The 25,293-nt window shown below is 59.5% G+C and carries 18 protein-coding genes; 12 read left to right on the top strand and 6 right to left on the bottom strand.

Annotated features, from left to right (window positions below; all coding sequences use genetic code 11):
- Nucleotides 1-140: 140 nt before the first annotated feature.
- Nucleotides 141-1,307, top strand: coding sequence for an aminotransferase class V-fold PLP-dependent enzyme (locus tag SH664x_RS07200; protein ID WP_437206275.1), 1,167 nt, complete (start codon nt 141-143; stop codon nt 1,305-1,307).
- Nucleotides 1,308-1,449: 142 nt separating this feature from the next.
- Here SH664x_RS07200 and SH664x_RS07195 read toward each other — a convergent pair whose 3' ends face one another.
- The gene (locus tag SH664x_RS07195; protein ID WP_437206273.1) at nt 1,450-2,592 is read right to left on the bottom strand and encodes a trans-sulfuration enzyme family protein; all 1,143 of its coding nucleotides are present in this window, start codon (nt 2,590-2,592) and stop codon (nt 1,450-1,452) included.
- Nucleotides 2,593-2,823: 231 nt separating this feature from the next.
- On the bottom strand, nt 2,824-4,299 hold the full coding sequence (hemG, locus tag SH664x_RS07190; protein WP_437206271.1) for a protoporphyrinogen oxidase: 1,476 nt from the start codon (nt 4,297-4,299) through the stop codon (nt 2,824-2,826).
- Nucleotides 4,300-4,533: 234 nt separating this feature from the next.
- Here hemG and SH664x_RS07185 point away from each other — a divergent pair, with 234 nt between their 5' ends.
- From SH664x_RS07185 to leuS, 3 genes are all read left to right on the top strand, one after another.
- Complete coding sequence (locus tag SH664x_RS07185; RefSeq protein ID WP_437206270.1) at nt 4,534-5,748, top strand: DUF6268 family outer membrane beta-barrel protein; 1,215 nt, start codon at nt 4,534-4,536, stop codon at nt 5,746-5,748.
- A gap of 117 nt (nt 5,749-5,865) precedes the next feature.
- Entirely contained in the window at nt 5,866-6,150 is a 285-nt protein-coding gene (locus SH664x_RS07180) for a hypothetical protein (protein WP_437206268.1), read from the top strand.
- Between the two features lie 324 nt (nt 6,151-6,474).
- The gene (leuS, locus tag SH664x_RS07175) at nt 6,475-9,399 is read left to right on the top strand and encodes a leucine--tRNA ligase (protein ID WP_437206266.1); all 2,925 of its coding nucleotides are present in this window, start codon (nt 6,475-6,477) and stop codon (nt 9,397-9,399) included.
- A gap of 199 nt (nt 9,400-9,598) precedes the next feature.
- Here the strand turns inward: leuS and rho are convergent, their stop codons facing one another.
- From rho to thyX, 3 genes are all read right to left on the bottom strand, one after another.
- Nucleotides 9,599-11,014, bottom strand: a complete 1,416-nt coding sequence (rho, locus tag SH664x_RS07170; RefSeq protein WP_437206264.1) for a transcription termination factor Rho — start codon at nt 11,012-11,014, stop codon at nt 9,599-9,601.
- An 89-nt stretch (nt 11,015-11,103) separates the two neighbouring features.
- Nucleotides 11,104-11,778 carry a dephospho-CoA kinase gene (gene coaE, locus SH664x_RS07165; RefSeq protein WP_437206263.1) on the bottom strand — a complete coding sequence of 225 codons (675 nt, stop codon included), beginning with the start codon at nt 11,776-11,778 and terminating at the stop codon, nt 11,104-11,106.
- A gap of 372 nt (nt 11,779-12,150) precedes the next feature.
- Nucleotides 12,151-13,053, bottom strand: coding sequence for an FAD-dependent thymidylate synthase (thyX, locus tag SH664x_RS07160; RefSeq protein WP_437206261.1), 903 nt, complete (start codon nt 13,051-13,053; stop codon nt 12,151-12,153).
- A gap of 381 nt (nt 13,054-13,434) precedes the next feature.
- Here thyX and SH664x_RS07155 point away from each other — a divergent pair, with 381 nt between their 5' ends.
- The 8 genes from SH664x_RS07155 to SH664x_RS07120 all read left to right on the top strand — a co-directional run bounded on the left by SH664x_RS07155 (nt 13,435) and on the right by SH664x_RS07120 (nt 24,273).
- A complete protein-coding gene (locus SH664x_RS07155) occupies nt 13,435-14,382 on the top strand; it encodes a tetratricopeptide repeat protein (RefSeq protein ID WP_437206260.1) in 948 nt (315 codons plus the stop codon).
- 116 nt (nt 14,383-14,498) lie between these two features.
- Nucleotides 14,499-15,515: a cytochrome c oxidase subunit II gene (gene coxB, locus SH664x_RS07150; protein WP_437206259.1), complete on the top strand. Its 1,017-nt coding sequence runs from the start codon at nt 14,499-14,501 to the stop codon at nt 15,513-15,515.
- A gap of 98 nt (nt 15,516-15,613) precedes the next feature.
- Nucleotides 15,614-17,272 carry a cytochrome c oxidase subunit I gene (gene ctaD / locus SH664x_RS07145; protein WP_437206257.1) on the top strand — a complete coding sequence of 553 codons (1,659 nt, stop codon included), beginning with the start codon at nt 15,614-15,616 and terminating at the stop codon, nt 17,270-17,272.
- Nucleotides 17,273-17,445: 173 nt separating this feature from the next.
- Nucleotides 17,446-17,895 (top strand): MarR family winged helix-turn-helix transcriptional regulator, encoded by a 450-nt coding sequence (locus tag SH664x_RS07140; RefSeq protein ID WP_437206255.1) that lies wholly within the window; start codon nt 17,446-17,448, stop codon nt 17,893-17,895.
- An 89-nt stretch (nt 17,896-17,984) separates the two neighbouring features.
- Nucleotides 17,985-19,412: an efflux RND transporter periplasmic adaptor subunit gene (locus tag SH664x_RS07135; protein ID WP_437206253.1), complete on the top strand. Its 1,428-nt coding sequence runs from the start codon at nt 17,985-17,987 to the stop codon at nt 19,410-19,412.
- A 65-nt stretch (nt 19,413-19,477) separates the two neighbouring features.
- The gene (locus SH664x_RS07130; protein ID WP_437206252.1) at nt 19,478-22,603 is read left to right on the top strand and encodes an efflux RND transporter permease subunit; all 3,126 of its coding nucleotides are present in this window, start codon (nt 19,478-19,480) and stop codon (nt 22,601-22,603) included.
- Between the two features lie 27 nt (nt 22,604-22,630).
- A complete protein-coding gene (locus SH664x_RS07125) occupies nt 22,631-23,287 on the top strand; it encodes a hypothetical protein (RefSeq protein WP_437206250.1) in 657 nt (218 codons plus the stop codon).
- Nucleotides 23,287-24,273, top strand: coding sequence for an ROK family protein (locus SH664x_RS07120; protein WP_437206248.1), 987 nt, complete (start codon nt 23,287-23,289; stop codon nt 24,271-24,273). The genes SH664x_RS07125 and SH664x_RS07120 overlap by 1 nt, the downstream gene beginning before the upstream one ends.
- 340 nt (nt 24,274-24,613) lie before the next feature.
- Here SH664x_RS07120 and SH664x_RS07115 read toward each other — a convergent pair whose 3' ends face one another.
- Nucleotides 24,614-24,826 carry a hypothetical protein gene (locus tag SH664x_RS07115; protein ID WP_437206247.1) on the bottom strand — a complete coding sequence of 71 codons (213 nt, stop codon included), beginning with the start codon at nt 24,824-24,826 and terminating at the stop codon, nt 24,614-24,616.
- Nucleotides 24,827-25,293 lie beyond the last annotated feature (467 nt).

The following is a 25,293-nucleotide window of genomic DNA, read 5'->3' as shown; positions in this document are numbered from 1 at the left end:
CCGGTTGTTCGCGAAAGCAGGTGGCTCTTTCCTGCGCCAGCGCAGCAGGCGGTTCGTCTGGTAAAACACGGACCTCGGTGTGGCGAGGACGGGGCCATCGCAATTCAACATGCTCACAGTCCGATCCTTGAGTGAGTGGGATGCCGCAACGCAGGATTTACCTCGACAACGCAGCCACCAGCTGGCCCAAGCCGGAAGCGGTCTATCAGGCGGTGGATCGCTACCAGCGGGAACTGGGAACAGCCGTCGGTCGGGGCTCATCGCGGGCTGCGGTCGAAGTCCAGCGGGTCGTCGAGAAGTGCCGGCTCCAGGCGAGCCGCTTTCTGGGGGGACGTCCTCAGGACCAGCTCGCCTTCACCTACAGCGGAACCGACTCCCTGAATCTCGCGATTCACGGCCTGCTCCGTCCGGGGGACCGGGTCATCCATTCCCCCTGGGAACATAACTCCGTTCTTCGACCGCTGGAGTTCCTGCAGCAGCGGCAGCAGATCACCGCCAACTGTGTCCGAGGGACTGAGCAAGGGGGGATCGACCTGGCTCATCTCGAAGAATTGCTGCGGACACCGACGCGACTCGTGGTCGTCACGCATGCCTCGAATGCCACCGGAGTCCTTCAGCCCGTGGAGGAGATTGTCCGTCTCGCCCATGCTCACGGGGCCCTCGTCCTGCTGGATGCGGCTCAGACGGCCGGCCATCATCCCGTTTCGTTCCAGGACCTGAATGTCGATCTTCTCGCCTGTCCCGCACACAAGGGGCTCCTGGCGCCATTGGGAACCGGCTTGCTCCTCTGCCGCGGCGAACTGATTTCCCAGCTGCAGCCATTCCGTCAAGGTGGGACCGGCACCCACAGCGAATCTCCCCGGCAACCGGAGTCAGGTCCGGATCGCTACGAAGCAGGGAATCATAATGCGCCGGCCCTTTTCGGACTGAGCGCAGCGTTGGATTATCTCGAAGAGAGAGTGATGCGAACAGTGGGCGCTCCCCGGCGGGAGTCCCCATTTCCGGAGGAGTTTCTTGAGGCACTGGTCGGTCTCCCCGGGCTCCGTGTGCATCTCCCGCGGGAGCAGCGGACTGCGGTCATCAGTCTTTCTTCAGACCGCATCTCTCCGCAGATCCTCGCCACTCTGCTGGAAGAACATTTCGGAGTCGAAACGCGCGCCGGTCTGCACTGTGCCCCGTTGGCTCATGAACAGCTCGGAACACTTGCTGCCGGAGGAACGGTGCGTCTGAGCTCTGGTCCGTTCACCACGGCCGATGATCTGGACGCCGTACTCGAAGGGCTCGCCCAGATTACTGCGGCAATGTAGAGGAGACGGCGGAGTGCCGCCGATTCCGTCCGTCGCGATGCGGCATCGCAGCACCGGAGCGGTGCAAAAAAAATAGAACCGACCGCTCTCACGGCCGGTTCACTTCCTGATCAACTGGAAAGAATCAAGTTCCGGGCGAAACTCAAACCCCGGACAGAGCCCCTTGCAGGTCGGCCACCAGATCGTCCGGATGCTCGATCCCGATGGAGACCCGGATCGTCCGTTCCGAAATGCCCGCTTCCCGACGGGCTTCGAGAGTCATGGAGGCGTGGCTCATCGTTTCGGGATATTCCACGAGCGATTCGACTCCGCCGAGCGACTCTGCCAGCTGGAACATTTTGAGTCCCTTGAAGAACCGTTCCGCTTCCGGGCGGCCCCCCTTTACGTCGAAGCTGAGCATCGCTCCAAAGCCCTTCTGCTGCCGCTTGGCGAGCTCGTGCTGCGGATGCGAAGTCAAACCGGGGTAATAGACCTTCTCGACCTTGGGGTGCTTGTCGAGCATCTCCACAACGGCCTTCGCTCCGCGCTGATGGGCTTCCATACGCGGTCCGAGAGTCTTCACTCCCCGCAGCACCAGCCAGGCATCGAACGGGCTGCAGCCGAGCCCCATCGCGTTCACAATGTAGGCGATCCGTTCAGCATGCCCCTGATCTTTGGTGATCACGCAGCCCCCCACAACATCGGAGTGCCCGTTCAGATACTTCGTTGTCGAGTGCACCACGACATCGACACCGAGTTCCATCGGCCGCTGCAGGTAGGGGGACAGGAAGGTGTTGTCGGCGATCGTGATGCAACCGGCCTTCTGTGCGACCGCAGCGATCGCGGCGATATCGACAATATTCAGCAGCGGGTTGCTCGGGGTTTCAATCCAGATCCCCTTGGTCTGCGGCAGAATCGCCTTGCGGACGTTTTCCGGATCCTGCATGTTGACGAACGAGAAGCGATAGCCCTGTTCGGTGAGAATACTGGCGAACAGCCGATAGGTTCCGCCGTAAATGTCGTGACCGGCGATGATGTGGTCGCCCGGCTTGAAAAGCTGCATCGCCGTCAGAATGGCAGACATCCCGGTGCAGGTCGCCCGGCAGGAGATCCCCCCTTCCAGTGCCATCAGGTTTTCTTCGAGAGCAGTACGGGTCGGGTTGCCGCTGCGGGTGTATTCGTAGCCGTGATGGGTTTTCAGGTCTTCCCAGGCAAACGTGGAGCTCGGATAAATCGGGGTGATGCAGCTGTGGTAAGCCTGATCCTTGTCAACACCGGTATGGACGCAGCGCGTTTCAAAATTCATCGTATTCGCCAGTTGGAAAGAACGTTACAGAGTCTCGAACGATCTGGGAAACAGATCTCCCGGACACACGGAACGGGGATCAAGTTCAGCGGAAAGCGGGTAGTTTGGACTCTGGAGAATCGGGTGTCCAGCAGCCGCCCGAATTTTGGGGCCGGACCCACCTCAGGGGCGGTCTCCCTCTCCCCTCGGAATTCCTCGGCGTTCCCCAGCGCCGGCCGCGACTCCACCGACTCAGGAGTGCAGGTGAACCACGGGCATCGCCGCGAGATCGGCCAGCAGCTTCTCCGCGGCCTGTTCTCCACTGCTGATGCAGTCGGGAACTCCCACTCCTTCAAAGTAGTTCCCGGCGAGTTGCAGCCCCAGCTGAGTGGCGACCGCCTCGCGGATGGCGGAAACCCGGGACTGGTGGCCCAGCGTGTACTGCGGCATCGCCTTCGGATAGCGGGCGACCACCGCAAATTCCGGCTCGCGACGGACGTTGAACAGCGACTGGAGTTCCGCCTGCACAGTCGCAATGATTTCGGCATCGGTCCGGTGAAATTCTTCCGGCTGCATCGCTCCCCCGACGAAGGTCCGGAGAATGACTTTGCCGGGGGGAGCCCGGTCCGGGAATTTTCGGCTCAGGAAGGAGATGGCGAGAATCCGCCGCCGCTCCTGATGGGGAATGACCAATCCGAACGCGTTGAGTGGATGATCAAAATCGGACAGCGAGTGCCCGGAGACCACGATCGCACTGGAGGCCTGATCGATCTTTCGGAGGGCCTCTGCAGCGGCGGGCACCGAGTCATTCAGCACCGTGGCCGATGTCTGGGCGGGGAGCGCCAGAATCACCCCTTCAAAGTCCTCAGCGGGGCGCCCCGCCGTGGTCACCTGCCACCCTTGTTGTTGACGGGTCAGCCTGTCGACCGGTGAATTCAGTCGCAGTTCGACATGCGGGCGAATCGACTCCGTCAGTGCATCGAGCAGACGCTGCATTCCGGTTCGCGGTGTCATAAACAGATCGTATCGGGCTCCATTGGCGTCGGCCGTTGACCGACTCACGGCTGCCTGGGCCCGCAATCCCCGAATCAGACTTCCGTACTTCTGCTCCATCTCAACGAAGCGGGGAAGCGTCGACCGCAGGCTCAGCTGCTCGGGATCGGACGTGTAAATGCCCCCGACAAGCGGCTGCACGATCCGTTCGAGCACTTCCGCTCCCAATCGTCGTCGAACGAATGCCGCCAGGCTTTCATCATCAGCGGACTGTCTCGCGGGAACCCAACGCTCCGCAGCCAGCCGCAGTTTTCCCCGCCAGCTCAGCAAGGGGGTCGTGAGCATCGGCCAGATCTGTGTCGGTGCGAGCAGGTTGAAACCGGCGGGAATCGGAACCGGCTTTCCCCGATGCAGGATCAACGATTGACGGTAAGTCGCATCGGTCGGAATCAGCTCGTCGAGCAGGCCGAGTCGACGACAGAGAGCGACTCCCCCCGGCTTGTTGGTAATGAACGAATCGGCACCCCGCTCGATCAGGTAATCCCCAATTCGCTCCGATCCAAAGACTCCTCCCGCGCGGGAACAGGCTTCAAAAACTGTCACTCGAATTGGGCTGTTGCTTTTTTGCGACAGGTCAATGAGTCGCTGCGCTGCTGCCAGACCGGTAATTCCCGCTCCCAGCACGGCAATGCGGCGAATTGAAGCATGTTGCGGATTGGCGAAAGACGCGGACATGGACTCATGATATTGAATTTGGAGCGGACCCGCAGTTCCCGCCGTTGAAATGTCTCATGTCGAAAACACAAATGAATTCTGATTGACTCGTTCTTTGGGAAAAACGATATCTTCCCGCTGCGGGCAGCCGATGTCATACGGAAATTCCCGGCGCTGATCGCGTCGCCAGAAGAGTCTTGAGAAGTCCCAGTGGCGGCAGGTGCAATGCCGAAAAGCGGCAGAGATTGCCGCCACATGTTACTGAGGCTGATGGCGGATACTCGAATGATGGCGCGGACCAAGTGGCCAAGTCTCGCACAGCTTCTGGCCGGTCTGCTGGCACTGTGTTGTCGCGCCACGTTTGCCTCTGAAATCGTGGCGGATGACCTCCCGCGAGCACCCATTCAGCATTACCCCTATCTGTTTCTTCCGGGGCAGCCATTTCCATACATCGCCCCCGATGTGGAAGCGGTGATCGAAGGACGGGCTTTCCCGCCGGAACCCGATTTGCTGCCCCCCGAGGCGTATGAGTCAGAGCCCCTGAAGCTCCCCTTTGCGGAGGATGATGAGCAGCGCGGGATTCTGCAGGTATCACAGCAACCTCTCGAAGACAACGCAGCCCGCGATGTCGACCCCAAGGGGCACTACGCGTTTCCCCGCTGGAACCCCCTCCCCGCTCCCGGGACGGAAGAGGCATGGGGAAGCACTCCCTTCAAAGAGAATTCGTTCACTCTCAGTGTATTGCCCGCTCCGGGCGAAGATCTGGGAATGACCACCCTCGACTGGAAATCGACGCTGGTCGCGTTCGAAATCGACGGCCAGCCGGTGGTGCAGGTGACACCCCGCTTCGGCTGGAATTTCCTGACCGGCCCGACGACGCCCGATCTTCCTCCGCAATTGTACGATCTGTCGCTGGACTGGTCGGTCTTCTTCAAATTCGGAGACCAGTGGACCGGCGTCGTAGGGGTGGGGCCCGGGTATTACACAGACTTTGAGAACGATTCGTCCGACGCATTTCGTATGACAGGACGAGCGATCCTGTTTTATGAGTGGTCTTCGCAGCTGAAGTTCTCCGGGGGCTTTCTCTATCTGGATCGGGAAGATATCGTGGCGTTGCCGGTCGCCGGAGCAATCTGGCAACCGTCGGAAAATATTCGGATTGAAGCGATGTTTCCTCGTCCCAAGGTTGCGAAGCGGGTGTGGCTCTCGTCGGAACGTGAAGCCTGGCTGTATCTGGCTGGGGAACTGGGCGGGGGCACCTGGGCGATTGAACGGCAAAACGGCGTCGGGGACATGGTCACCTATCGGGACTACCGGCTGATTCTGGGCTTTGAGAGTGTGAACGCCGACGAATCGCGCTGGCTGCTCGAAGCGGGCTATGTCTTTGGACGCGAACTCGAGTACCGCTCGGGGATTGGTGACGATTCGCAGTCGCCGACGGCGCTGATCCGCTATGGCGCAGCGTTTTGAGTGCAAACACTTTTCCAACTGGAGTTTATGGGACATTTCCCCCTACAATAATCAGTGGGTTCCTTCCACAGGGCCATGTCGGCCACTGATTTGCGCTCATCAATGGATAACGCCGCCATGTCGGGGGCAGACAGTTCAAATTCGATCCTGACTCACCACCAGACTGCTCCCGACCGAGGGGAATACTGGCGGCAGGTCGTGGCACGGCTCGAATGGGCGTTTATCTTTTTCTGCCTGTATGTCGCGGCATTCGGTCCCCTCTTCTGGCGCTGGCATTCTTCGGTAAACGGCTACAGCTCCCGGTTCCTGCTGATTTTCTACACCCCCCTCTGGCTGCTGGCCGCAATCTGTCCCCCCTTCTACCGCTGGCTCATGTGGTACATCGATCTCTGGAATTTCTAGAGGCTTTTGATTTTTGATCTCCCGCACTCGCCACGCGGAATTGGCCTTTTTATCTCACGAAACGCCTGCTGCGCCGGCGCCGGAAGAGCAACCTGCCCTCAGCCAGGTGACCGTCCGGTAGCTTCCACACTCCGCAATGTGGGGCACTACAGAGATCAAAAGCCGCTCGGTGGGGCTCTCGAACCGGGAACCCCTTCTCCGTTTTCCGACAGACGCAGAACCGGACACAGATCCCGGCGTCTCCCCTCGCGAGGGAGGTCGGCGGCGTTTACACTGCCGTTTTCCAGTTTCGCCTTTCATTCAGACAAAAGCAGTCAGTACATCATGCCCCGTTACGACGCCAAACGGATTGAAGCCAGGTGGCAAGCTTATTGGGAAGAGCACGGCACTTTTGTGACGTCGAACCAGCCCCGCGAAAATTCGACCGGCAAGCTGTATGCGCTCGACATGTTCCCTTATCCGTCGGGGGCGGGTCTGCACGTCGGTCATCCGGAAGGCTACACCGCCACCGACATTGTCTGTCGGGCAGCCCGCATGCAGGGAAAACATGTGCTGCACCCGATGGGGTGGGATGCATTCGGCCTGCCTGCAGAGCAACACGCGATCAACACCGGAACTCACCCCCGGGTGACGACGACCGAAAACATCGATAACTTCCGCCGCCAGCTGAAAATGCTCGGCTTCAGCTATGACTGGAGCCGGGAAATCTCCACCACGGATGAAGACTACTACCAGTGGACCCAGTGGATTTTCCTGCAGCTGTTCGACACCTGGTACGACCCGGAATTCACCTGGATCGGACCTGATGGGCAGATGCGTATCGGCAAAGGGCGGCCGATTTCCGAGTTGCCGATTCCGGCCGTTGTGCGGGCACAGGGAGAACAGGAATGCCCCGGTGCTCCTCTGACCAGCCCGGCTGTGCGCGCCTATCAGGATGAGTTCCGGCTGGCCTATCAGTCCGAAGCTCCGGTCAACTGGTGCCCCGCACTGGGGACGGTGCTGGCCAACGAGGAAGTGACCGCCGACGGCAAGAGTGATCGCGGAAACCATCCGGTGGAACGACGGCAGTTGCGGCAGTGGATGCTGCGCATCACCGCGTATGCCGAACGACTCATCTCCGAGCTGGAGTCGGTCGACTGGCCCGAGTCTGTCAAGCTGCTGCAGCGGAACTGGATCGGCCGCAGTGCCGGTGCGGAAGTCGATTTTCTGGTGGACGGTTTTGCGTCACCGGACGGAACCCCGTCACAGAATTTCGAGAGCTGGAAATCGGTTCGCGCCCAGTCCGGATTCCCGAGAACTCCCGAAGCGGGAGTGATTCGTGTTTACACAACGCGGCCCGACACGTTGTACGGGGCGACGTATATGGTTCTCGCTCCGGAGCACCCGCTCGTCGACCAGATCACCACCAGCGAACAGCGGTCGCGTGTTGAGGAATATCGTCGAAAGGCGGCTCTGAAATCCGATCTCGACCGGACGGATCTGGCAAAAGAAAAGACGGGCGAATTTACTGGGGCCTATGCCATCAACCCGGTCAACGGGGAAGCGATTCCGATCTGGATCGCGGACTACGTCCTGAGCAGCTACGGCACCGGCGCCATCATGGCGGTCCCGGCGCACGATGAACGGGACTGGGAATTCGCACAGCAGTTCAACCTGCCGATCATTCAGGTTGTTGGACCTGCGGATGGGAGCGAAGTCCCCACGGAAAGCGCCTTTACCGATTTAGGCCTTGCCATCAATTCAGGAGAGTTCAACGGCCTCCCCACCGCTGAGTTCAAACGTCGAATCACCGAACACCTCGCAGCCCACGGGCTCGGTCGGGAAGCGGTGAACTATCGCCTCCGCGACTGGTTGTTCTCCCGGCAGCGGTACTGGGGCGAACCGTTCCCCATTTGGCATGAGCTGGACGCCGACGGAAATCTGACAGGTCGAGTCCGGCCCGAGGCTCCCGAGAATCTGCCGGTGACGTTGCCGGAAATGGAAGACTTCAAGCCCAAGGGAACGCCGGACCCACCACTTTCGTGGGCCCCCGACAGTTGGCTGTATAAGACTGCGGAAGATGGCACTCGTCTGAAGCGGGAAACCAACAGCATGCCGCAGTGGGCGGGGAGCTGCTGGTACTATCTGCGGTTTGCCGACAACAGAAACTCCACACGGTTCATTGATCCGGAGCTCGAAAAATACTGGCTGCCGGTCGACCTCTATATCGGAGGCGCGGAACATGCGGTGCTGCATCTGCTCTATTCCCGGTTCTGGCACAAGGTGCTGTTCGATCGTGGACATGTTTCAACGGCAGAGCCGTTCCAGAAACTGGTCAACCAGGGGATGATTCTGGGCGAGGCCGAAATCACCGGCTATGTCGAGGCCTCGCCGCAGGGAACAGCGACCGAGACCTTCGTTTCCGCCAAAGACGTGCGCGACGAACTCGACACCCGCACCGGCAAACCGGTGCTGTCGGTCGTACTCACTGCCGAGCAGGTTGAAAAGCGCGGAAACGATCTCGTTCTGAAAGCCCAGCCCGACATTGTTGTCGAGAGCCGCGCATTCAAGATGTCGAAGTCGCGCGGCAATGTGATCAACCCGGATGACGTGGTCCGCACCTATGGCGCTGACGCCTTGCGGCTGTACGAAATGTTCATGGGCCCGCTGGAACAGACCAAGCCCTGGAGCATGAGCGGCGTGGAAGGGGTGTACCGCTTCCTCGGTCGTGTCTGGCGCATGGCTGTCGACGATGCTGCCGAGAGTGTGGCGCTCAGCCCGGCCGTGCAGGATGTGCCGCTCACCCCCGAGCAGGACCGCATTCTGCATCGCACGATCAAACTGGTGACGGAAGACATCGCCAAGTTGTCGTTCAACACCGCCATCAGCAGAATGATGGAATTCACGAACGCCTTCACCAGTCTCGATGTCCGGCCGAAAGCGGCACTTGAGCAGTTCGTGTTGTTACTCTCCCCGTTTGCTCCGCATCTGGCGGAAGAGCTGTGGAGTGTACTTGGTCATTCGGAAAGTCTGGCCTACCATCCGTGGCCGGTTCACGATGAGGCCCGGCTGGCCGAAGCCGAGATTGAAATTCCGGTGCAGGTGAACGGGAAGCTGCGGACGAAAATCAAAGTCCCCGCCACTGCCGATGCCGCTGCCATGCAGGCCCTTGCCGAAGCGGATGAAGCGGTACAGGGTCAGTTGGCTGGCAAGACGATCGTGAAGGTGGTCTGCGTGCCGAAGAAGATGATCAACTTCGTCGTCAGGTAGCCAGATCACCACAGCTGTGCGCACACGTACCGGGGAGCGAAGCCGCCGGGGTTTCGCCCCCCGATCGGCTTTTTAAGTCCGTTTGCGTCCCATGGCCAATGACTATCCACCGTCGGTCGGTACTTCGACACCGCACCCCCTCGCCCCGTGACTCCGATCAGGAGTGCCAACGCGGCGACGTGCGATCTGTGCCCGCTGCTCAACTGAGATTCATGGACAGCAGAAACTCGTCATTGGACTTGGTGCGGCGCATCCGGTTGGTCAGCAGCTCCATCGCCTCGACCGGGCTCATGTCGTTGAGGACGCGACGGAGAATCCAGACCCGGCGCAGTTCATCTTCACCCATCAACAGCTCTTCACGACGGGTGCCCGACTTGTTGACGTCGATCGCGGGCCAGACCCGCTTCTCGACCATGCGGCGATCGAGGTGCAGTTCGGTGTTGCCCGTTCCCTTGAACTCTTCGAAGATCACTTCGTCCATTTTCGAACCGGTGTCGACGAGCGCCGTGGCGATGATGGTGAGGCTGCCCCCTTCTTCGACAGCCCGGGCTGCACCGAAGAACCGCTTGGGATGCTGCAGGGCGTTGGCATCGACCCCCCCGGTCAGAATCTTGCCGGAATTGGGGCACTCGGTGTTGTAGGCGCGGGCCAGCCGCGTGATGGAATCAAGGAAGATCACCACATCATGGCCGTATTCGACCATCCGCTTTGCCTTCTCGATCACCATTTCGGAGACCTGAATGTGCCGGCTGGGAGGTTCATCGAAGGTGCTGGAGATCACTTCGCAGTGGTCCCCCTTCACCTGACGTTCCATATCGGTCACTTCTTCAGGCCGCTCATCAATCAGCAGCACAATCACATAGGCTTCGGGGTGCCCTTCCAGGACCGCTTTGGCAAGCCGTTGCAGCAGAACGGTTTTACCAGCACGCGGAGGGGAGACGATCAGTCCGCGCTGTCCAAAGCCGATCGGAGCGACGATGTCGACAATGCGGGTACTCAGTTCCGCCGGATCGGTAGTGAGCTTCAGCCGGTCTTTCGGATGCAGCGGAGTGAGATCGTCGAACGGGACCTTGATCGGCACCAGATTCGGATCTTCGCCATTAATCGCTTCCACGCGCAGCAGCGCGAAATAGCGTTCGTTTTCCTTGGGGGGACGAATCTGCCCCGCCACCGTTGCTCCCGTCCGCAGACCGAACCTACGGATCTGGCTGGGAGACACGTAAATATCATCGGGACAGGGCAGATAGTGGTAGTCAGGGCTGCGCAGAAATCCGAATCCGTCCGGCAGGATCTCCAGCGTCCCTTCCCCGAACATCAGGCCATTCATCTTGGTCCGCTCTTTGAGAATGCGGAAGATGAGGTCCTGTTTTTTGAGTCCGTTGAATTCGCTGACGTTCTCGGCGCGGGCGAGTTCGATGAGCTCTTTCATCGTCATCCGCTGGAGCGCGGCGATGTGAATATCGCCCCGCTTGGCTTCTTCGTAGCGGGAATCCGACGGATCGTAGATGGCATCCAGATCTTCGTTGTCCGTTTCAACGTCCTGCTGTCGGGATTCAACAGCATCGGAGTCGACCGGTTTGGAACGGGTGATCGGGGGTGTCGTTGGACGGGGCATGAGATCCTCGACGGAGATATTTTCGCGGAGATGAGAGAGGTGCGGTTTAACGAGCCATTACAGATGAACGGCTGCGGCAACATTCAGGATTAGTTCAATTCAGATTTCGAATTCAGAGGATACTGTGATGTCGGCGATTGTGTTGGAAAAAAACGGGTCTTCAGCCAATTGGCCAGCTGGGTGGCCGCGTTTTCTACTGAGCGGGAATTATCAATCTCAAGATCAGCCCGGCGACGCTTTTCCTGCAGGTCCATCTGGCTCGCCTCGCGCCGTTTCAACTCGGCAGCGTCCCAGCCTCGCGAGGCGACCCGCTGCTGCCGCTGCTCCAGCGGAGTCTCGATGAACACCACTGCGTCACAGACCTCGGCCCAGCCGGATTCCAGCAGGAGGGCTGCATCCAGCAGGATGAGGTCGCAGTCGCGCCCTGTCTGATGTTGTTTCAACTCGGCGTAAATTTCCGCCCGGATGACGGGATGGACAATCTGTTCCAGACGCTGGCGCGCCTGCTGTTGTGCGGGGGCATCGCCAAACACTCGGCTGGCAATCTGCGGACGACTGATCTCCCCGTGCGAATCAAACACGTCCTCGCCGAACACCTGTCGCAATTGATTCTTCACCTCGGGCAGTTTCAATGCCTTGTGACCGGCCGCATCCGCATCGAGACGAACGCAACGAAAATGCTGCGCCAGCGCTGCGGTGACGGTCGATTTGCCGGATCCAATTCCACCCACGATTCCGATGACCGGAATCCGCACGGCGGACATAATAGCCTCTCAGGGGAATGTGAGCTGAACGGAACCAGGGAAGACAGGATTTAACAGCCTCGGTTAAATCTGGAGCTGGTGATGGCGAAATCAATCCTTCGATCAAAGTGACCGGGAACTCCCTCCCGGCAGGTAGACAGGACTCTGGGAAATATCCTGTACGACCACCCCCGGAATGTCAATCAATTGCCGGAAATTTGTTCACGTCCCGCAGATGGTCCCCACGTTTCGAATTCCCCGGCGCTCTTTCCGACTCCGCGCGGTCGAGTAATTTGACACTTCCGGAATGCAGGTTGAAGACGCGCACCAGCCCCCCACCGGTGCGGCGCGTCGCCATCCACAAACCGGCAGAGCAGAATGCTCCCGCCGCGGTCAGTTGCCGCTCAGAATGCCGAGCCGGGTCAGCTTGGCCCGGCACTCATCCCGTTCTCGCGAACGACTGAGTCCGGCCCACGACGGATCTTCACAATGCAGAAACGCTTCCTCGGAAAAAGGAGGAACCAGACGCTGCTCCGCAGCATGGGCCTGCAGCCGCTGAATCACTTCCAGATCGAGCCGGCTCAGGAACATAGCCCGCATCCGGTAATCCTGGAACGCTTCCCAGACCACAGGAAACAGGGGAGCGATGATCTTCTCGCCGATCGTGGTCGCGTATTCCCGAATTTCCAGCTGCGCATGGGAATCCATTCGCAACGCGAGGAAATGCAGGAGATTGTGCAGGTCGACTTTCCAGTAGGCTTCCGTGTAAGTACAGAGGGGGAGGTCCTTGCGGGCCTGTTCGCGAGCGACTCCGGCATCAAGCCGATCCTGATACAGCTTGCGGGCGGCGTCTTGAAACTCCTGCTCACTGGCTGAAAGCTGTGCACCGATCCCGGAGTCGAGAAATCCTTCACTCCCCTGGCGATTGGTCGTCGCCTGCGAGCGCCATTCATCCTCCGGAGTCTGCTGCGCCGAATCGATCGCAACCGAATAGCGAGTGCTGTACTCGTTGACGTTGGCGGTGCGATGACGAATCCACTGCCGCCAGCAGTCCATCGGCACCCGCACCAGCAGCTTAATTTCTGCCATTTCGAACGGTGTGGTGTGGCGGTGCCGCAGCAGATAGCGAATCAGCGTGCGGTCGTCGGAAACCTTCTTTGTCCCCGCTCCGTAACTCACCCGTGCTGCCTGGACAACGGCGCTGTCGTCTCCCATGCAGTCGACCAGACAGACAAAGCCGTCGTTCAGGACAGGAAATTTCTCCCAGCGGAGACGATCGAGTTCGGGATTGGACATGAATCTCAGACAGAAACGGAGAAACAGGAAGCGACAGCCGGGGCTGTCGAGTGTCAGCAGTGATTCTGCATGTTCGAAAAATCACTCTGGGGGCGGATTATGGAGGTGCTGCGTGTGGAGTTCAATCTCGCGGGGCAATTCCGCTCGCCCAGCGTCGCACAGCAGTGGATTCCCCGGGAAAAGTGTTTGCCAACCAGAATTTGCGTCCGTTATAGTACTTTTGCGCCAGTGTATCTTCTCCGAGCCACCCGGCGAGCGGTTCAACATTCATTGACCCGTTCCACAATGAGTAGTACGTCCGGGCCGATCGGGAGGGACAAGCTGGACGGTTGCCGGACTGGGCGGTCCGCAAGGCCGCCGACTCTCTTGCAGGGGGTGCTGATGTCGTCTTCGACCGTGTCGGCTGAGGAACATTGTCTGCGAGCCAAAGCCTGCCTGAAGCAGCGCGATGCACAGGGGGCAATCGCGGCCTACCAGGAGGCGGTGTCGAAATTCCCCGATACCATCGCGGCCCACGAGGGGATCGCCCGGATCGCCTTTCTGCAGCAGAACTACGATCTCGCCCTGACACACTTCAAGAAAGTGGCGGCACTCAACCCGAAAAGCATTGAACCGCTGATCAACCAGGGAGCGGTCTGCAACCGCATGGGAGATTACCAGCAGGCGATCAAGATCTTACGGCAGGCACTGGCACGCGACCGTCGGTCGGCCGAGGCGTATTACAATCTCGGGATCGCCCAACGAGGCTCCCAGCAATTACAAATGGCTGTCTCCGCTTACAAGGAAGCCATCAGATACGACCCCGAAATGCACGAAGCGTACTCGAATCTCGGAAAAGTGCTGATTGAACTCAAAAGCTATTCACAGGCGATCCAGAACTTCGAGCGGGCCCTGCAAATCAAACCCGATTTTGAGAAAGCCCGCTCCGGACTACTCAAGGCCCGGGAACTCGTGGAATCCGCGAAACGCGCGACAAAGCCGTTCGGACGACTTGTGGACGTGGCCGAAGTCGAACGAAAAAACGCGGCGGCCGAACAGAAGTTCCGCGAGCTGAATCCTCAAGAGCGCTTCGAAGACCGCGAACTGGTTCATCGACTCAGTAAAGAGGCGGAACACCTGGCAGGGCTGATGTTGCAGCAGCTCCGCGAAGAGCTGTCGCCGGCACTGCTCAAAATGAGCCGGATTGTTTCCGAGCGACACAATGTTCGTGAGTGGATGGGTGACGCCGATGTGCTACATCGGGCAGTTGGACGAACACAGGGCTGCTCGGCCACTTTGTTCGAAAAACTGGATGATTTGCGGAAGCACGAAAAGTTCATTCGCAACTGATTTCGTGTATCGTACGCTCCGGGAAATCCCTTGTCCGGTACGGGGCAAGGAGAGTCCAATATCGCGTCTGACTGAACCGGCAGACGTGTCGAGCCAATCAGGAGCGGGGACATTGCATGGACGTGGCCGAGGGGTGGGCTTCAGCAGCAGTGCAATCGCAGGCCGACCTGTCGATTTTTCATCCCGCTTCCCCCTCCGCTTCCTCTCTGGTCGACGTGTCGGTGTTGGTGCTGGCGATCACGGGAGGCATTCTGTGCGTTGTCGGCGGAGTTCTGGTGTACTGCATTGCCCGCTTTCGGGTCGCCACCCCCGATCCCGCTGAACCGGCGCAGGTCTACGGCAGTCTTCCGATCGAGGTGGCCTGGATCGCCGGGCCGATCATGATTGTTTTCATCCTGATCCTGGTCACCACCCGCACGCTGTGGGAAGTGGAAGTCGAGCCGCCTGCTCCGCACCCTGACGACGGGGCTCTGTTCGTCACCGTGGTCGGTCGACAGTGGTGGTGGGAGTTCCAGTATCAACATTACAACGGTCAGACGGTCAAGTTCACCACCGCTAACGAACTTCATATTCCGGTGAGCGAAAACGGCCGCCCACATCACGTCTATCTCTCGCTGAAGTCGGCCGACGTCTGCCACAGTTTCTGGGTCCCCCGGCTGGCGGGCAAAACCGATCTGATCCCAGGCCGCGTGAACACCATGTGGTTCGAGGCGACTGAACCGGGAACGTATCTCGGGCAGTGCGCGGAGTACTGCGGCACGCAGCATGCCGGCATGTTGCTGCGTGTCATTGCGGAGCCAGTTGAGCAGTTTGAACGCTGGCTGGCACGCGAGCAGCAGCCAGCGGCTACGGATGCCGACACGGCAGCCGGCCGGGAATTGTTCCTGTCCCTGTCGTGCGTCAACTGCCACGCGGTTCAGGGTACGGTTGCCCGGGGAATGTATGCTCCCAACCTGACACATCTGATGAGCCGCGAGACCCTGGCGTCGGGAGTTCTCCCCAACTCGAAGGAGAACCTCAGACGCTGGGTGCACAACCCGCAGGAGATCAAGCCGGGCTGCCTGATGCCGGCGTTCGGACTCTCCGAAGCACAGCTGGACACTCTTGTGAACTATCTGGAGACCCTGCGATAGAGATTTTCATTCGCCCCGTGATCTTGATCAGTCGCAGCCAGGCTGCATCGAGACCAGAACGTGTCACCTGATCCCGGATCAAGCTGTTTCAGAACGAAATGTCGACCACACATCCCCTGCCGATGGGCCTCACACAGAGCACACCCCGGATTGAAACCGTGGCGCACGAGTCGTCGCGGCTCTCCACTGTCGACCACAAACAGATCGGCCTCATGTACATCGGCATGAGTCTCGTCTTTCTGGTGATTGCTGGCTGCGAGGCATTGCTGATGCGCTGGCAACTCGTGCAGCCCCGACACGATTTCCTTTCACCCGATGTTTTCAATCAGCTCTTCACGATGCATGGGACGACCATGGTCTTCTTCGTGGGGATGCCCATTCTGATCGGGATCGGCAACTACCTGACCCCTCTCATGATCGGGGCCCGCGACATGGCGTTTCCCCGCCTGAACGCGTTTGGATTCTGGGCCACGTTTCTGGGAGGACTGCTCGTCTACTCGAGCTACCTGACCGGCGGCGCTCCCGCCATCGGCTGGTTCGCCTATGCACCGCTGACGGAAAAAACATTTGCCCGCACATCGGCGACGGACCTGTGGGCACTGGGACTGCTGGTCAGTGGCATCGGCACGCTGACGGGGGGCATCAACTTTGTGGCGACGATCTGCTGCCTGCGGGCTCCGGGCATGACGTTCCGCAAGATTCCCTTCTTCGTCTGGACGATGCTCTGGACCGCGGTGCAGATCGTGATCGTCATGCCCCCCTTGACCGCAGCCCTGATCATGGTGCTGTTCGACCGGAATCTGGGAGCCCATTTCTTTGATGTGCAGAACGGCGGGTCTGCTTATCTCTGGCAACACCTGTTCTGGTTCTTCGGTCACCCGGAAGTCTACATCCTGATCCTGCCGGCGTTTGGCATGATCTCGGAGGTGATCCCGGTGTTCTCCCGGAAGGTCCTGTTCGGTTACGAATTCATGGCTGCGGCTACCGCGGCCATCGCGTTCATCAGCTTCGGGGTCTGGTCTCACCACATGTTCACGGTCGGAATGAGCCGGACTCTCGATCTCTATTTCGCCGCAGCCAGCCTGCTCGTCTCCGTCCCCACGGGCATCAAGTTCTTTAACTGGCTGGCCACGATGTATGGGGGACGGATCTGGATGGCGTCGCCGATGCTCTTTGCCTGCGGCTTCCTGTCGATGTTCCTGATTGGCGGGCTGACCGGCATCATGCTGGCAATTGCCCCGTTCGACTTTCAGCTCTCCGACAGCTACTTCGTCGTCGGGCATTTCCACTGGGTCCTGATCGGGGGAACGCTCTTCGGACTGCTGGCGGGAATTCATTACTGGTATCCGAAAGTGACCGGTCGAAGGCTGAACGAACGGATTGCCCGCTGGCAGTTCTGGCTGCTGCTGATTGGATTTCTGCTGACGTTCGGACCGATGCACATCTCCGGCCTGCTGGGGATGCCGCGTCGAATCTATTTATATGAACCGGATCGCGGCTGGGCATTGTGGAATCAGCTCTCAACACTGGGGGCACTCATTCAGGCCCCTAGCTTCGTGCTCTTCCTCGGGAACATCGTCTGGTCCTGGCGACATGGCCTCCCAGCGGGTGACGACCCTTGGAATGCGTGGACGCTGGAGTGGTCCACCACCTCGCCCCCGCCGACTTACAATTTTGAAGTGCTGCCCGCAGTTCGCAGCCGGCGGCCACTCTGGGACCTGAAGCATCCCGACGATCCCGACTGGAAATATGAATAGAGCCTGCTGACTCGTGCTCGACATCTCCTGACGACACGCGGGAGTTTTCAGCAAGGCAGACGGGGCCTGCTCCCGCCTTTCCATCAGGAGAGATTTCCAGAGTCGCAATTGACTTGGTTCCCCACACGAGCGTACGATCGAATAGTTCGAAGTTCGAAATGTTCGGAGGCGACGTGAAACGGCTCGACCAGCATGCCCGCGAGATGGAAAAGCTCGTGCAGGAGATTCTTTGCCGGTTTCAGGCCGTGAACACCAAGTTTCTCAGCGGACCCCATGCCCATCTCAATCATCAGGAGCTTCGGGTTGTGGAGTACCTCGGCAAGGCAGGGGCCCGCAGCATGCGGGATCTGGCCGGGTACCTGTCGCTGGCCGTGAATTCGGTCACCACCATCGTCGATGGACTTGTGGACAAGCGGCTGGCAAAGCGGGAACGCTCGAGCACTGACCGACGGATCGTGTATGCGGAGCTGACCCCTTCCGGAAAGAAGGTCTGGAATTCGTTCGAGAAAATGCGGTTGCAGCTGCACCGTACCCTGCTGAGTCCATTAACCAGTGATGAACAGGAGATCTTCCTGGTGCTGTTCCGCAAGATTGCACGTGACGGGAAGTCGACCGCCACCTGAGAAGGAGAGGGCGAGCTGTTCGCCTCCTTCCACACCTTCGCAATACACATCTCTCTGCCAGCATTCGGGGCAGAGACTGGAAAGAACACATGTCCGAGTCGCTTCCAAGAATCGAAATCGCTCCCGCTGCCGATCCCGGACCGGTGGAATCTGCTCCGGCTGCGAAAGGGGGTTCGTTCTGGACGGTAGCCAGCTGGATTTTTCTGCTGATGGTGGGAGCGGGAAGTGGGTTCTGGCTGGCAAAAGCCAGTCCCTGGGAGGCAGACACACGCGAAGCACTTCCCGAAGAGAACCCATCGCTGCTCAACAAACCGGCCGGCATTGTCGTCACTGCGGAACCGGTCACAGAACGATCTCTCAAACGGGTGATTGAAGCGGTCGGCACACTGCACGGGTTTGAAGAAGTCGTCATCAGTGCCAAAGTGGATGGCCGCGTGCTGCGAGTCCATCACGAAGTCGCGGATCGGGTCAAACCGAATGAAGTTCTCGTCGAACTCGATCCGACCGACCTCGAACTGGTCGTCAAACAGTCTCGGGGGGACCTGCAGGTCGAACGGGCCAAACTGGGACTGAATGGTCCCCCGGGCCCCTCCTTCGAACTCGCCTCTGTTCCTGCGGTGGTGCTGGCACAGCTGCGCGTGGAGCAGGCCAAGATCAAGATGGACCGGATGCTGCGACTGGGCTCGCAGAAAGCGGTCTCCGACGATGATGTCGAGAACGCGGTCAATGAATTCCGGACCGCCGAAGCCAACCGGGCCAACCAGCTGCTGATCGCCGAATCGGGACTGGCGATGGTGGAATCACGGCAATCAGCGCTGGCGATCGCCGAGCAGAAACTTTCGGACACGGTTATCCGCACGCCGACTCCGCATGTCGCAGTCCTGCCCGGAGACAAACCGGTGACCTATCTGCTGACCGAGCGTTCCGTGGCGGAGGGTTCGTTCCTGCGAGTGGGCGACCGAATCTGCAAAGTGGCCATCGACAGTACGCTGAAACTCCGAGTTCCGATCCCTGAACGGTATACGAACGATGTGCGGGTCGGACAATCTGTGGATGTCCACGTGGCTGCGTTTCCTGCCCCGTTCCCCGGCACCGTCACATTGATTCACCCCTCAGTCGATCCCGCCACCCGCACGTTTCAGGTGGAAATTCAAGTGGAAAACCCCGACTCCCGTTTGAAGGCGGGGAGCTTCGCCAAAGCCATCATCGAGATTCGACGCGATGACAACGCTCCGACGGTCCCCTTGGCGGCGCTCGTCCGCTACGCCGGTGTGATCAAGATTTTTCTGGTCGAGAAGGGGCGGGCCCGCGAAGTTCTGGTGACCCCCGGAGTCCAGACCACAGACTGGGCCGAAATTGCGCAACCCCGGCTCCCCTCGGGCGCGGTTGTCGTCACCAGTGGACAGTTCGCACTCGCGAATGAAACTCCCATTTCCGTTCGCCCCTCGGGACCAGTCCCGACCAGTGAGACCGTGGCCGCCGAACCTGCAGCGACAGACGAACGCCAGCACGAGTAAGCCTCCCGCCGGTCGGAATTGAGCACTGAACCGCTCGCGCACTGCTGCGAAAACATCGAGCTGATATGAATATTTCGGAAGTCTGTATCCGTCGACCGGTCTTCACCTGGGTACTCATGGCAATGCCTGTAGTGCTCGGGCTCGTGGCCTACACCGAACTCGGAGTCGACCTGTTTCCCAAGGTCGATTTTCCGATTGTCTCCATCACTTCAACTCTGGCAGGGGCCAGCGCGGAAGAGATGGAGACCACCGTCTCCAAGCCGCTCGAAGAAGCGGTCAATACGATTGCCGGAATCGATGAGCTGCGCTCCACCAGCAGCGAAGGTGTCTCCACCATTCTGATCCGCTTCATCCTCGACAAGGATGTGGATATTGCCGCTCAGGAAGTGCGGGACAAGGTGTCCACGGTGCTCAAACAGCTCCCGGAAGATCTCGAAACTCCCATCGTCAACAAGTTTGACATGGATGCCTCGCCGATCATGACGATCGGTGTCTCCGGTCGACGCGATGAACGGGAAGTGACGGAAATCGCGAAGCGCCGCATTCAGGAGCAACTGCAGACAGTTCCCGGTGTCGGTGCAATCAACCTCTCCGGCGGACGCAGCCGCGCGGTGAATGTCATTCTCGATCTCGATCGGCTGGCAGCACTCAGACTCTCGGTGGAAGACGTCCGGCTGGCACTGGTTCGCCAGAATCTGGAACTCCCCGGCGGACTGATTGATCAGGGACCGCGCGAGCTGGTGCTGCGCACGTTGGGCCGCATCCAGAACACCGAGGAGTTCAATGACCTGATTATCGTCTCGCGCGACGGCTTCCCCATCCGCATCCGGGATGTGGGGCGTGCGGAAGATTCGATCGAGGTCCCGCGAGGTCTGAGCACTCTGGATGATCAGAACGCGGTCAGCCTGTTCGTCCTGAAGCAGTCGGGAACGAACACCGTTGCGATTTCGGATGCCGTCCGGAAGCAGCTCGCGAAAATCAGCAAATCGCTGCCGGAAGACATTCAGATCGAGATCATTCAGGACCAGTCACAGTTCATCCGCGAATCGATGGATGAAGTGCAGTTCCACCTGCTGCTGGCAGCGGTCCTCGTTTCGGGCACGATCCTGATTTTCATCCGTGACTGGCGGACCACCATTATCGCCACGCTGGCCATCCCGACGTCGATTATACCGACGTTTCTGTTCATGCAGTACATGGGTTTCACGCTGAACAACATCACGATGCTGGGGTTGATTCTGGCCATCGGAATTGTGATCGACGATGCCGTCGTCGTGCACGAAAATATCTTCCGCTATATGGAAGAATACGGCATGGATGCGATGGCCGCTGCCCGCAAGGGGACCAGCGAGATTGCCCTCGCGGTGCTGGCGACCAGCCTGTCGCTGGTGGTGATCTTTCTGCCGGTGGCCTTCATGGGGGGGATGGTGGGCCGCTTCTTCAGCAGCTTTGGTCTGACAGTCGCCTTTGCCATCCTGATGAGCCTGTTCGTCTCGTTCACGCTGACGCCGATGCTCTGTTCTCGCTTTCTGAAGCTGGAAGCATCACACGGAGGTGAGGCCGCGTCCAAGTCGGGCTGGATCTACCAGGTGATCGACAAAGCGTACGGTTACTCACTCCGCTTCGCGCTGCGACATCGCATTCTGACGATGTTCGTCTGCCTGCTCGTGGTCCTGTCCACGGTCCCGATCGCCTCGGTGATGGGGGTCAACATGGTCCCTCGCGACGACCAGAGTGAATTTCAGGTGAGCATCACCACTCCCGAAGGATATACGCTCCAACGCGCCGCAGCCGTCGTGAGAGAAATCGAACAGCGGCTGTCGACCTTGCCGGGAGTCACGCACCGTTTCACCGTGGTCGGGCAGGGAGGCGGCGGCGGCAAAGGGACGGGAGATGTGACCCGCAGCTCCATTCACATTGCCCTCCGCGATCTGCGCTCGCGGCAATACTCACAGTTCGATGTGATGAAACGGGCGCGGCGGATTCTGGAAGACTACCCCGAACTGCGCACCGCTGTGATGGATGTGGCCGTGATCGGTGGGGGAGCGCAAGGGGACAGCCGCATTTTCCAGATGAGCCTGCAGGGGCCGGATCTGGATCGGCTCGCGGAGTATTCGGAGCGACTGGCCGAAGGGCTGCGCAATATTCCCGGACTCGTCGACGTGGATACGACGCTGTCGCTGCGAAAACCTGAGCTGCAGGTGGTGATCGACCGGGACCGGGCCAGCGATCTCGGCATCCCGGTCCAGACGGTTTCCAGCAGCCTGAACACGCTGGTGGGGGGACAGATCGTCTCCCGCTACAAGGAAGGGGCCGAACAGTACGACGTCTGGCTGCGGGCCGATAAAGCCTTCCGCGACAACCCCCAGAATCTGGAGTACCTCACGATTCCGTCACCCACCGCCGGCCTGGTGCAGCTGACCAGCCTGGCGGATCTGACCGAAGCACGCGGCCCCAGCCAGATTGAACGCTTCAACCGCCAGCGAACGGTTACGCTGCGTGCCCATCCGGAAGATGTCAGCCTGAAGGATGCCATTGATCAGGCCAATCGTCTAGTGCGGGAAATGAATCTCCCTCCCGAGTACGAAGTCTCGTACGGAGGACAGGCGGAAATGCTGGGAGAGACCGCCTACTACTTCGCCGTGGCGCTCGGATTGAGCATCATGTTCATGTACCTGATTCTGGCTGCCCAGTTTGAAAGCTGGATGGACCCCGTCAGTATTCTCGCAGCCCTGCCGGTGACGATTCCGTTCGGGCTGCTGTCGCTGCTGCTCTTCCGTACGCCGATGGACCTGTATGCCATGTTCGGGTTGTTCATGCTGATTGGAATCGTGAAGAAAAATGGCATCCTGCAGGTCGACAAGACGAATGAACTCCGCCGGGCCGGAATGGAAAAAGATGCCGCCATTCTCGAAGCAAACCACACCCGTCTTCGTCCGATCCTGATGACAACAGTGATGCTGATTGCAGCCATGGTTCCCATTGCGATCGGTCAGGGTCCCGGTGCCGGTGCCCGTGCCAGCATGGCCAAGGTGATCATCGGCGGTCAGCTCTTCAGTCTGCTGCTGGCACTGCTGGTCACTCCGGTGACATACTCGCTGATCGACAGCGCGCGACACCGCCTCGCCCGATTGTGGTCGCCTGCCGCGCGATGTGATTCCGATCGCCGGACACTGGGGAACTCAACATGAGTCTGAAAATCTGCTGAGAGATGTTCTATGCGGTTTCTGATCACAGGCTTTCCTCCGTTTCCGGGCTGCGAATCCAATCCGTCGCAGCAACTGCTCGAACTCGTCGAGCACGGGAGGCTGAATCTGCCGGAGGCGCACCTCGAATGCCGGCTGTTGTCTGTGGAGTACGCACGGATCGAGCCGGAATTCTCCCTCGCACTGGAAGAGACGAAGCCAGATGTGGTGCTGTCGTTTGGAGTCGGTCGGCAGGAAGCGGACTATCAGCTGGAACGCCGGGGAATCAACCGGAATCATCGCGAACTTCCAGACAACGCTGGTGAAATCCGCATTAATTATCCGATTGAACCGGAAGGGCCAGAGGAAATTTTCGCCTCGATCGATTTGTATCGATTGCAGAAGTTTCTCTCGGCAAGCGGGTATTTTGCGGAGGTCAGCCTCAACGCGGGTGAGTACCTTTGTAATCATCTGCTGTATACTGGACTGCGTCTGGCCAGTTCCGGCCAGGCCCGGTTCCACTTCCTGTTTACGCATCTCGCCCAGAGCAGTCGAGGCATCACTCCGGAACAGAATCTGGCGGCACTTGAAACGATCATCCGCTGGTTTCTGAACGGTCACTGTCCGACCGGTTCCGGTCTGGAGACCAACCTCGCAAATGCGTCCCTTCAGCATCCGAAAGGACTGTGATGTCAACGACTGACACGCCGCGCTACTGGCTCGGATTCGATCTGGGTGGCACGAAAATGCTCTGCCAGCTCTACGATGCGGACTGGAAAGTCGTCGCCCGCGAGCGAAAGCGGACGAAGGCGGGGAGCGGCGCCAAGGGAGGAGTGGAACGGATCATCGAACTGATCCAGGAAACGCTCACAAAAGGGAACGCGACCACCAGTTCCTTGTACGGATTGGGAATTGGCTGTCCGGGACCGATTGATATGGAAAAGGGGACCATCCTCGATCTCCCCAATCTCGGCTGGCAGGGTGTTCCGCTCAAGAAACATCTGCAGGAGGCCCTGGGCTGCCCCGTGGCTGTGCTGAATGATGTCGATGCGGGAACCTATGCCGAGTTCCGCCAGGGAGCCGCCAAGGGAGCCCGCTGTGCCATCGGAGTGTTCGCGGGAACCGGCATTGGCGGCGGCTGCGTTTACAAAGGGGAGATTCTCCGCGGCGCGACTGCCTCCTGTTTCGAGATTGGCCATCTGCAGGTGATGTCGAACGGACCTCGCTGCGGTTGCGGACAGCGTGGTTGCCTGGAATCGGTTGCCAGCCGGCTGGCGATTGCTTCGCAGGTGGCCCGGGCGGCCTATCGGGGTGATGCCCCTCACGTTATGGAGAACGCGGGAACGGATATCGCTGAAATCCGCAGTGGAGTCCTGTCGAGTGCCATCACCGCTGGCGACAAGAGCGTCGAGGACATTATTCGCGAAGCCGCCCGCTATATCGGAATCGCGATCGGCGGCGTGGTGAATCTGATCTCACCGGAGATTGTCGTCCTGGGCGGCGGGCTGGTGGAAGCGATGCCCGATCTCTTTCTGACACAGGTCACCAAATCGGCGGTGAAGCGTGCGATGCCCGCTTACAAAGATTCATTCAAGGTGGTGCGAGCGACTCTCGAAGACGACGCCGGCGCGCTGGGTGCAGCGCTGTGGGCGGAGTACACACTCAAGAAGAGTTAGTCTGTTCTGACGTTTGATGGCCCCGTCCCGGCCACACGGCAGTCAGCCTTTCGCCAGATGAAACGCTTGCGGCGTGGGCACTGGAAAGAGCAACCGGATCGAGAACAGGCCCCTTCGCCCCAGCCATGAAGTTGCAGCGGCTCGGCTCCGAAAGGGTGTGCCCCCCAGTTCCTCAAAAACGAAAGCGGGCGACAAAAATTGTCGCCCGCGTCCCTTCACTGACTGTCGCAATTTGGGCGGCCCCCTGTGTCCGCGAGTCAGAGTTGAATTGCGTTTTGCGTTTCCGCTCCCGGCGCGCCACTCTCTGACGGGGAACGTCACTTGAGGCCGTTCTGCCTGCCTATCGGTACGTCGTCATCTCCAGCAGCGCGGTCAGGCCCGCGGCGGCGATCGAGATCAGCAGTCGCCCCTTGTCGGCGATTCGCTGGGTGACCGCCTTCGTGGTGGGTCGAACGGCCGGTTCAGGTGGCAATGTGGACTGCAGGTGAGCTCGCATATCGATGCAGAGCCGTTCCAGAAGCAGAAGGCTGATTGGACTCTCGGTGGCGACCATATGTATTTCCCCTGTGCGGGGCCTCAGTAATTGAGACCAGACTTAAAAGTAGTGGTGATGGATCGAGCCCATTCACCACTCTCTTCGATCGGCATTTAGGGAAGCTGAACAAGATTTTGCAAATACGAAACCGACAAAGTTTGCAGAAACCTGTCTGGTCATGACTGCTGTAGCAGCCCCGCGCCCTGCTCCCGGAACGGCAGCGATGCCCAATTTTCCGGACGTGACGATTGTCGTTAGTCAATTCCTCTTCCACCGAAACCTCGAGAGGCTTCTTCCCGAAAAGTCCTCCCAGCCGATGTTGCCCGTCTGACCAGTTCAATCGTTACGAGCACGCAGCGCAGTTCCAACAAAAAAGCCAGAGTCAACCGCGCTGACGCGGCCCCTCTGGCATGAAACTGGCATCCGGGACAGCGTGGACTGTCCGATGTTCACCGCTAACGGCTCAGATCGCAGGAGTCTTCCAG

It is taken from the genome of Planctomicrobium aquicomposti, from assembly GCF_051466325.1.
Lineage (GTDB): Bacteria > Planctomycetota > Planctomycetia > Planctomycetales > Planctomycetaceae > Planctomicrobium.
The sequence above is the reverse complement of the archived record's forward strand: the minus strand, read 5'-3'. Positions and strand labels throughout refer to the sequence as shown.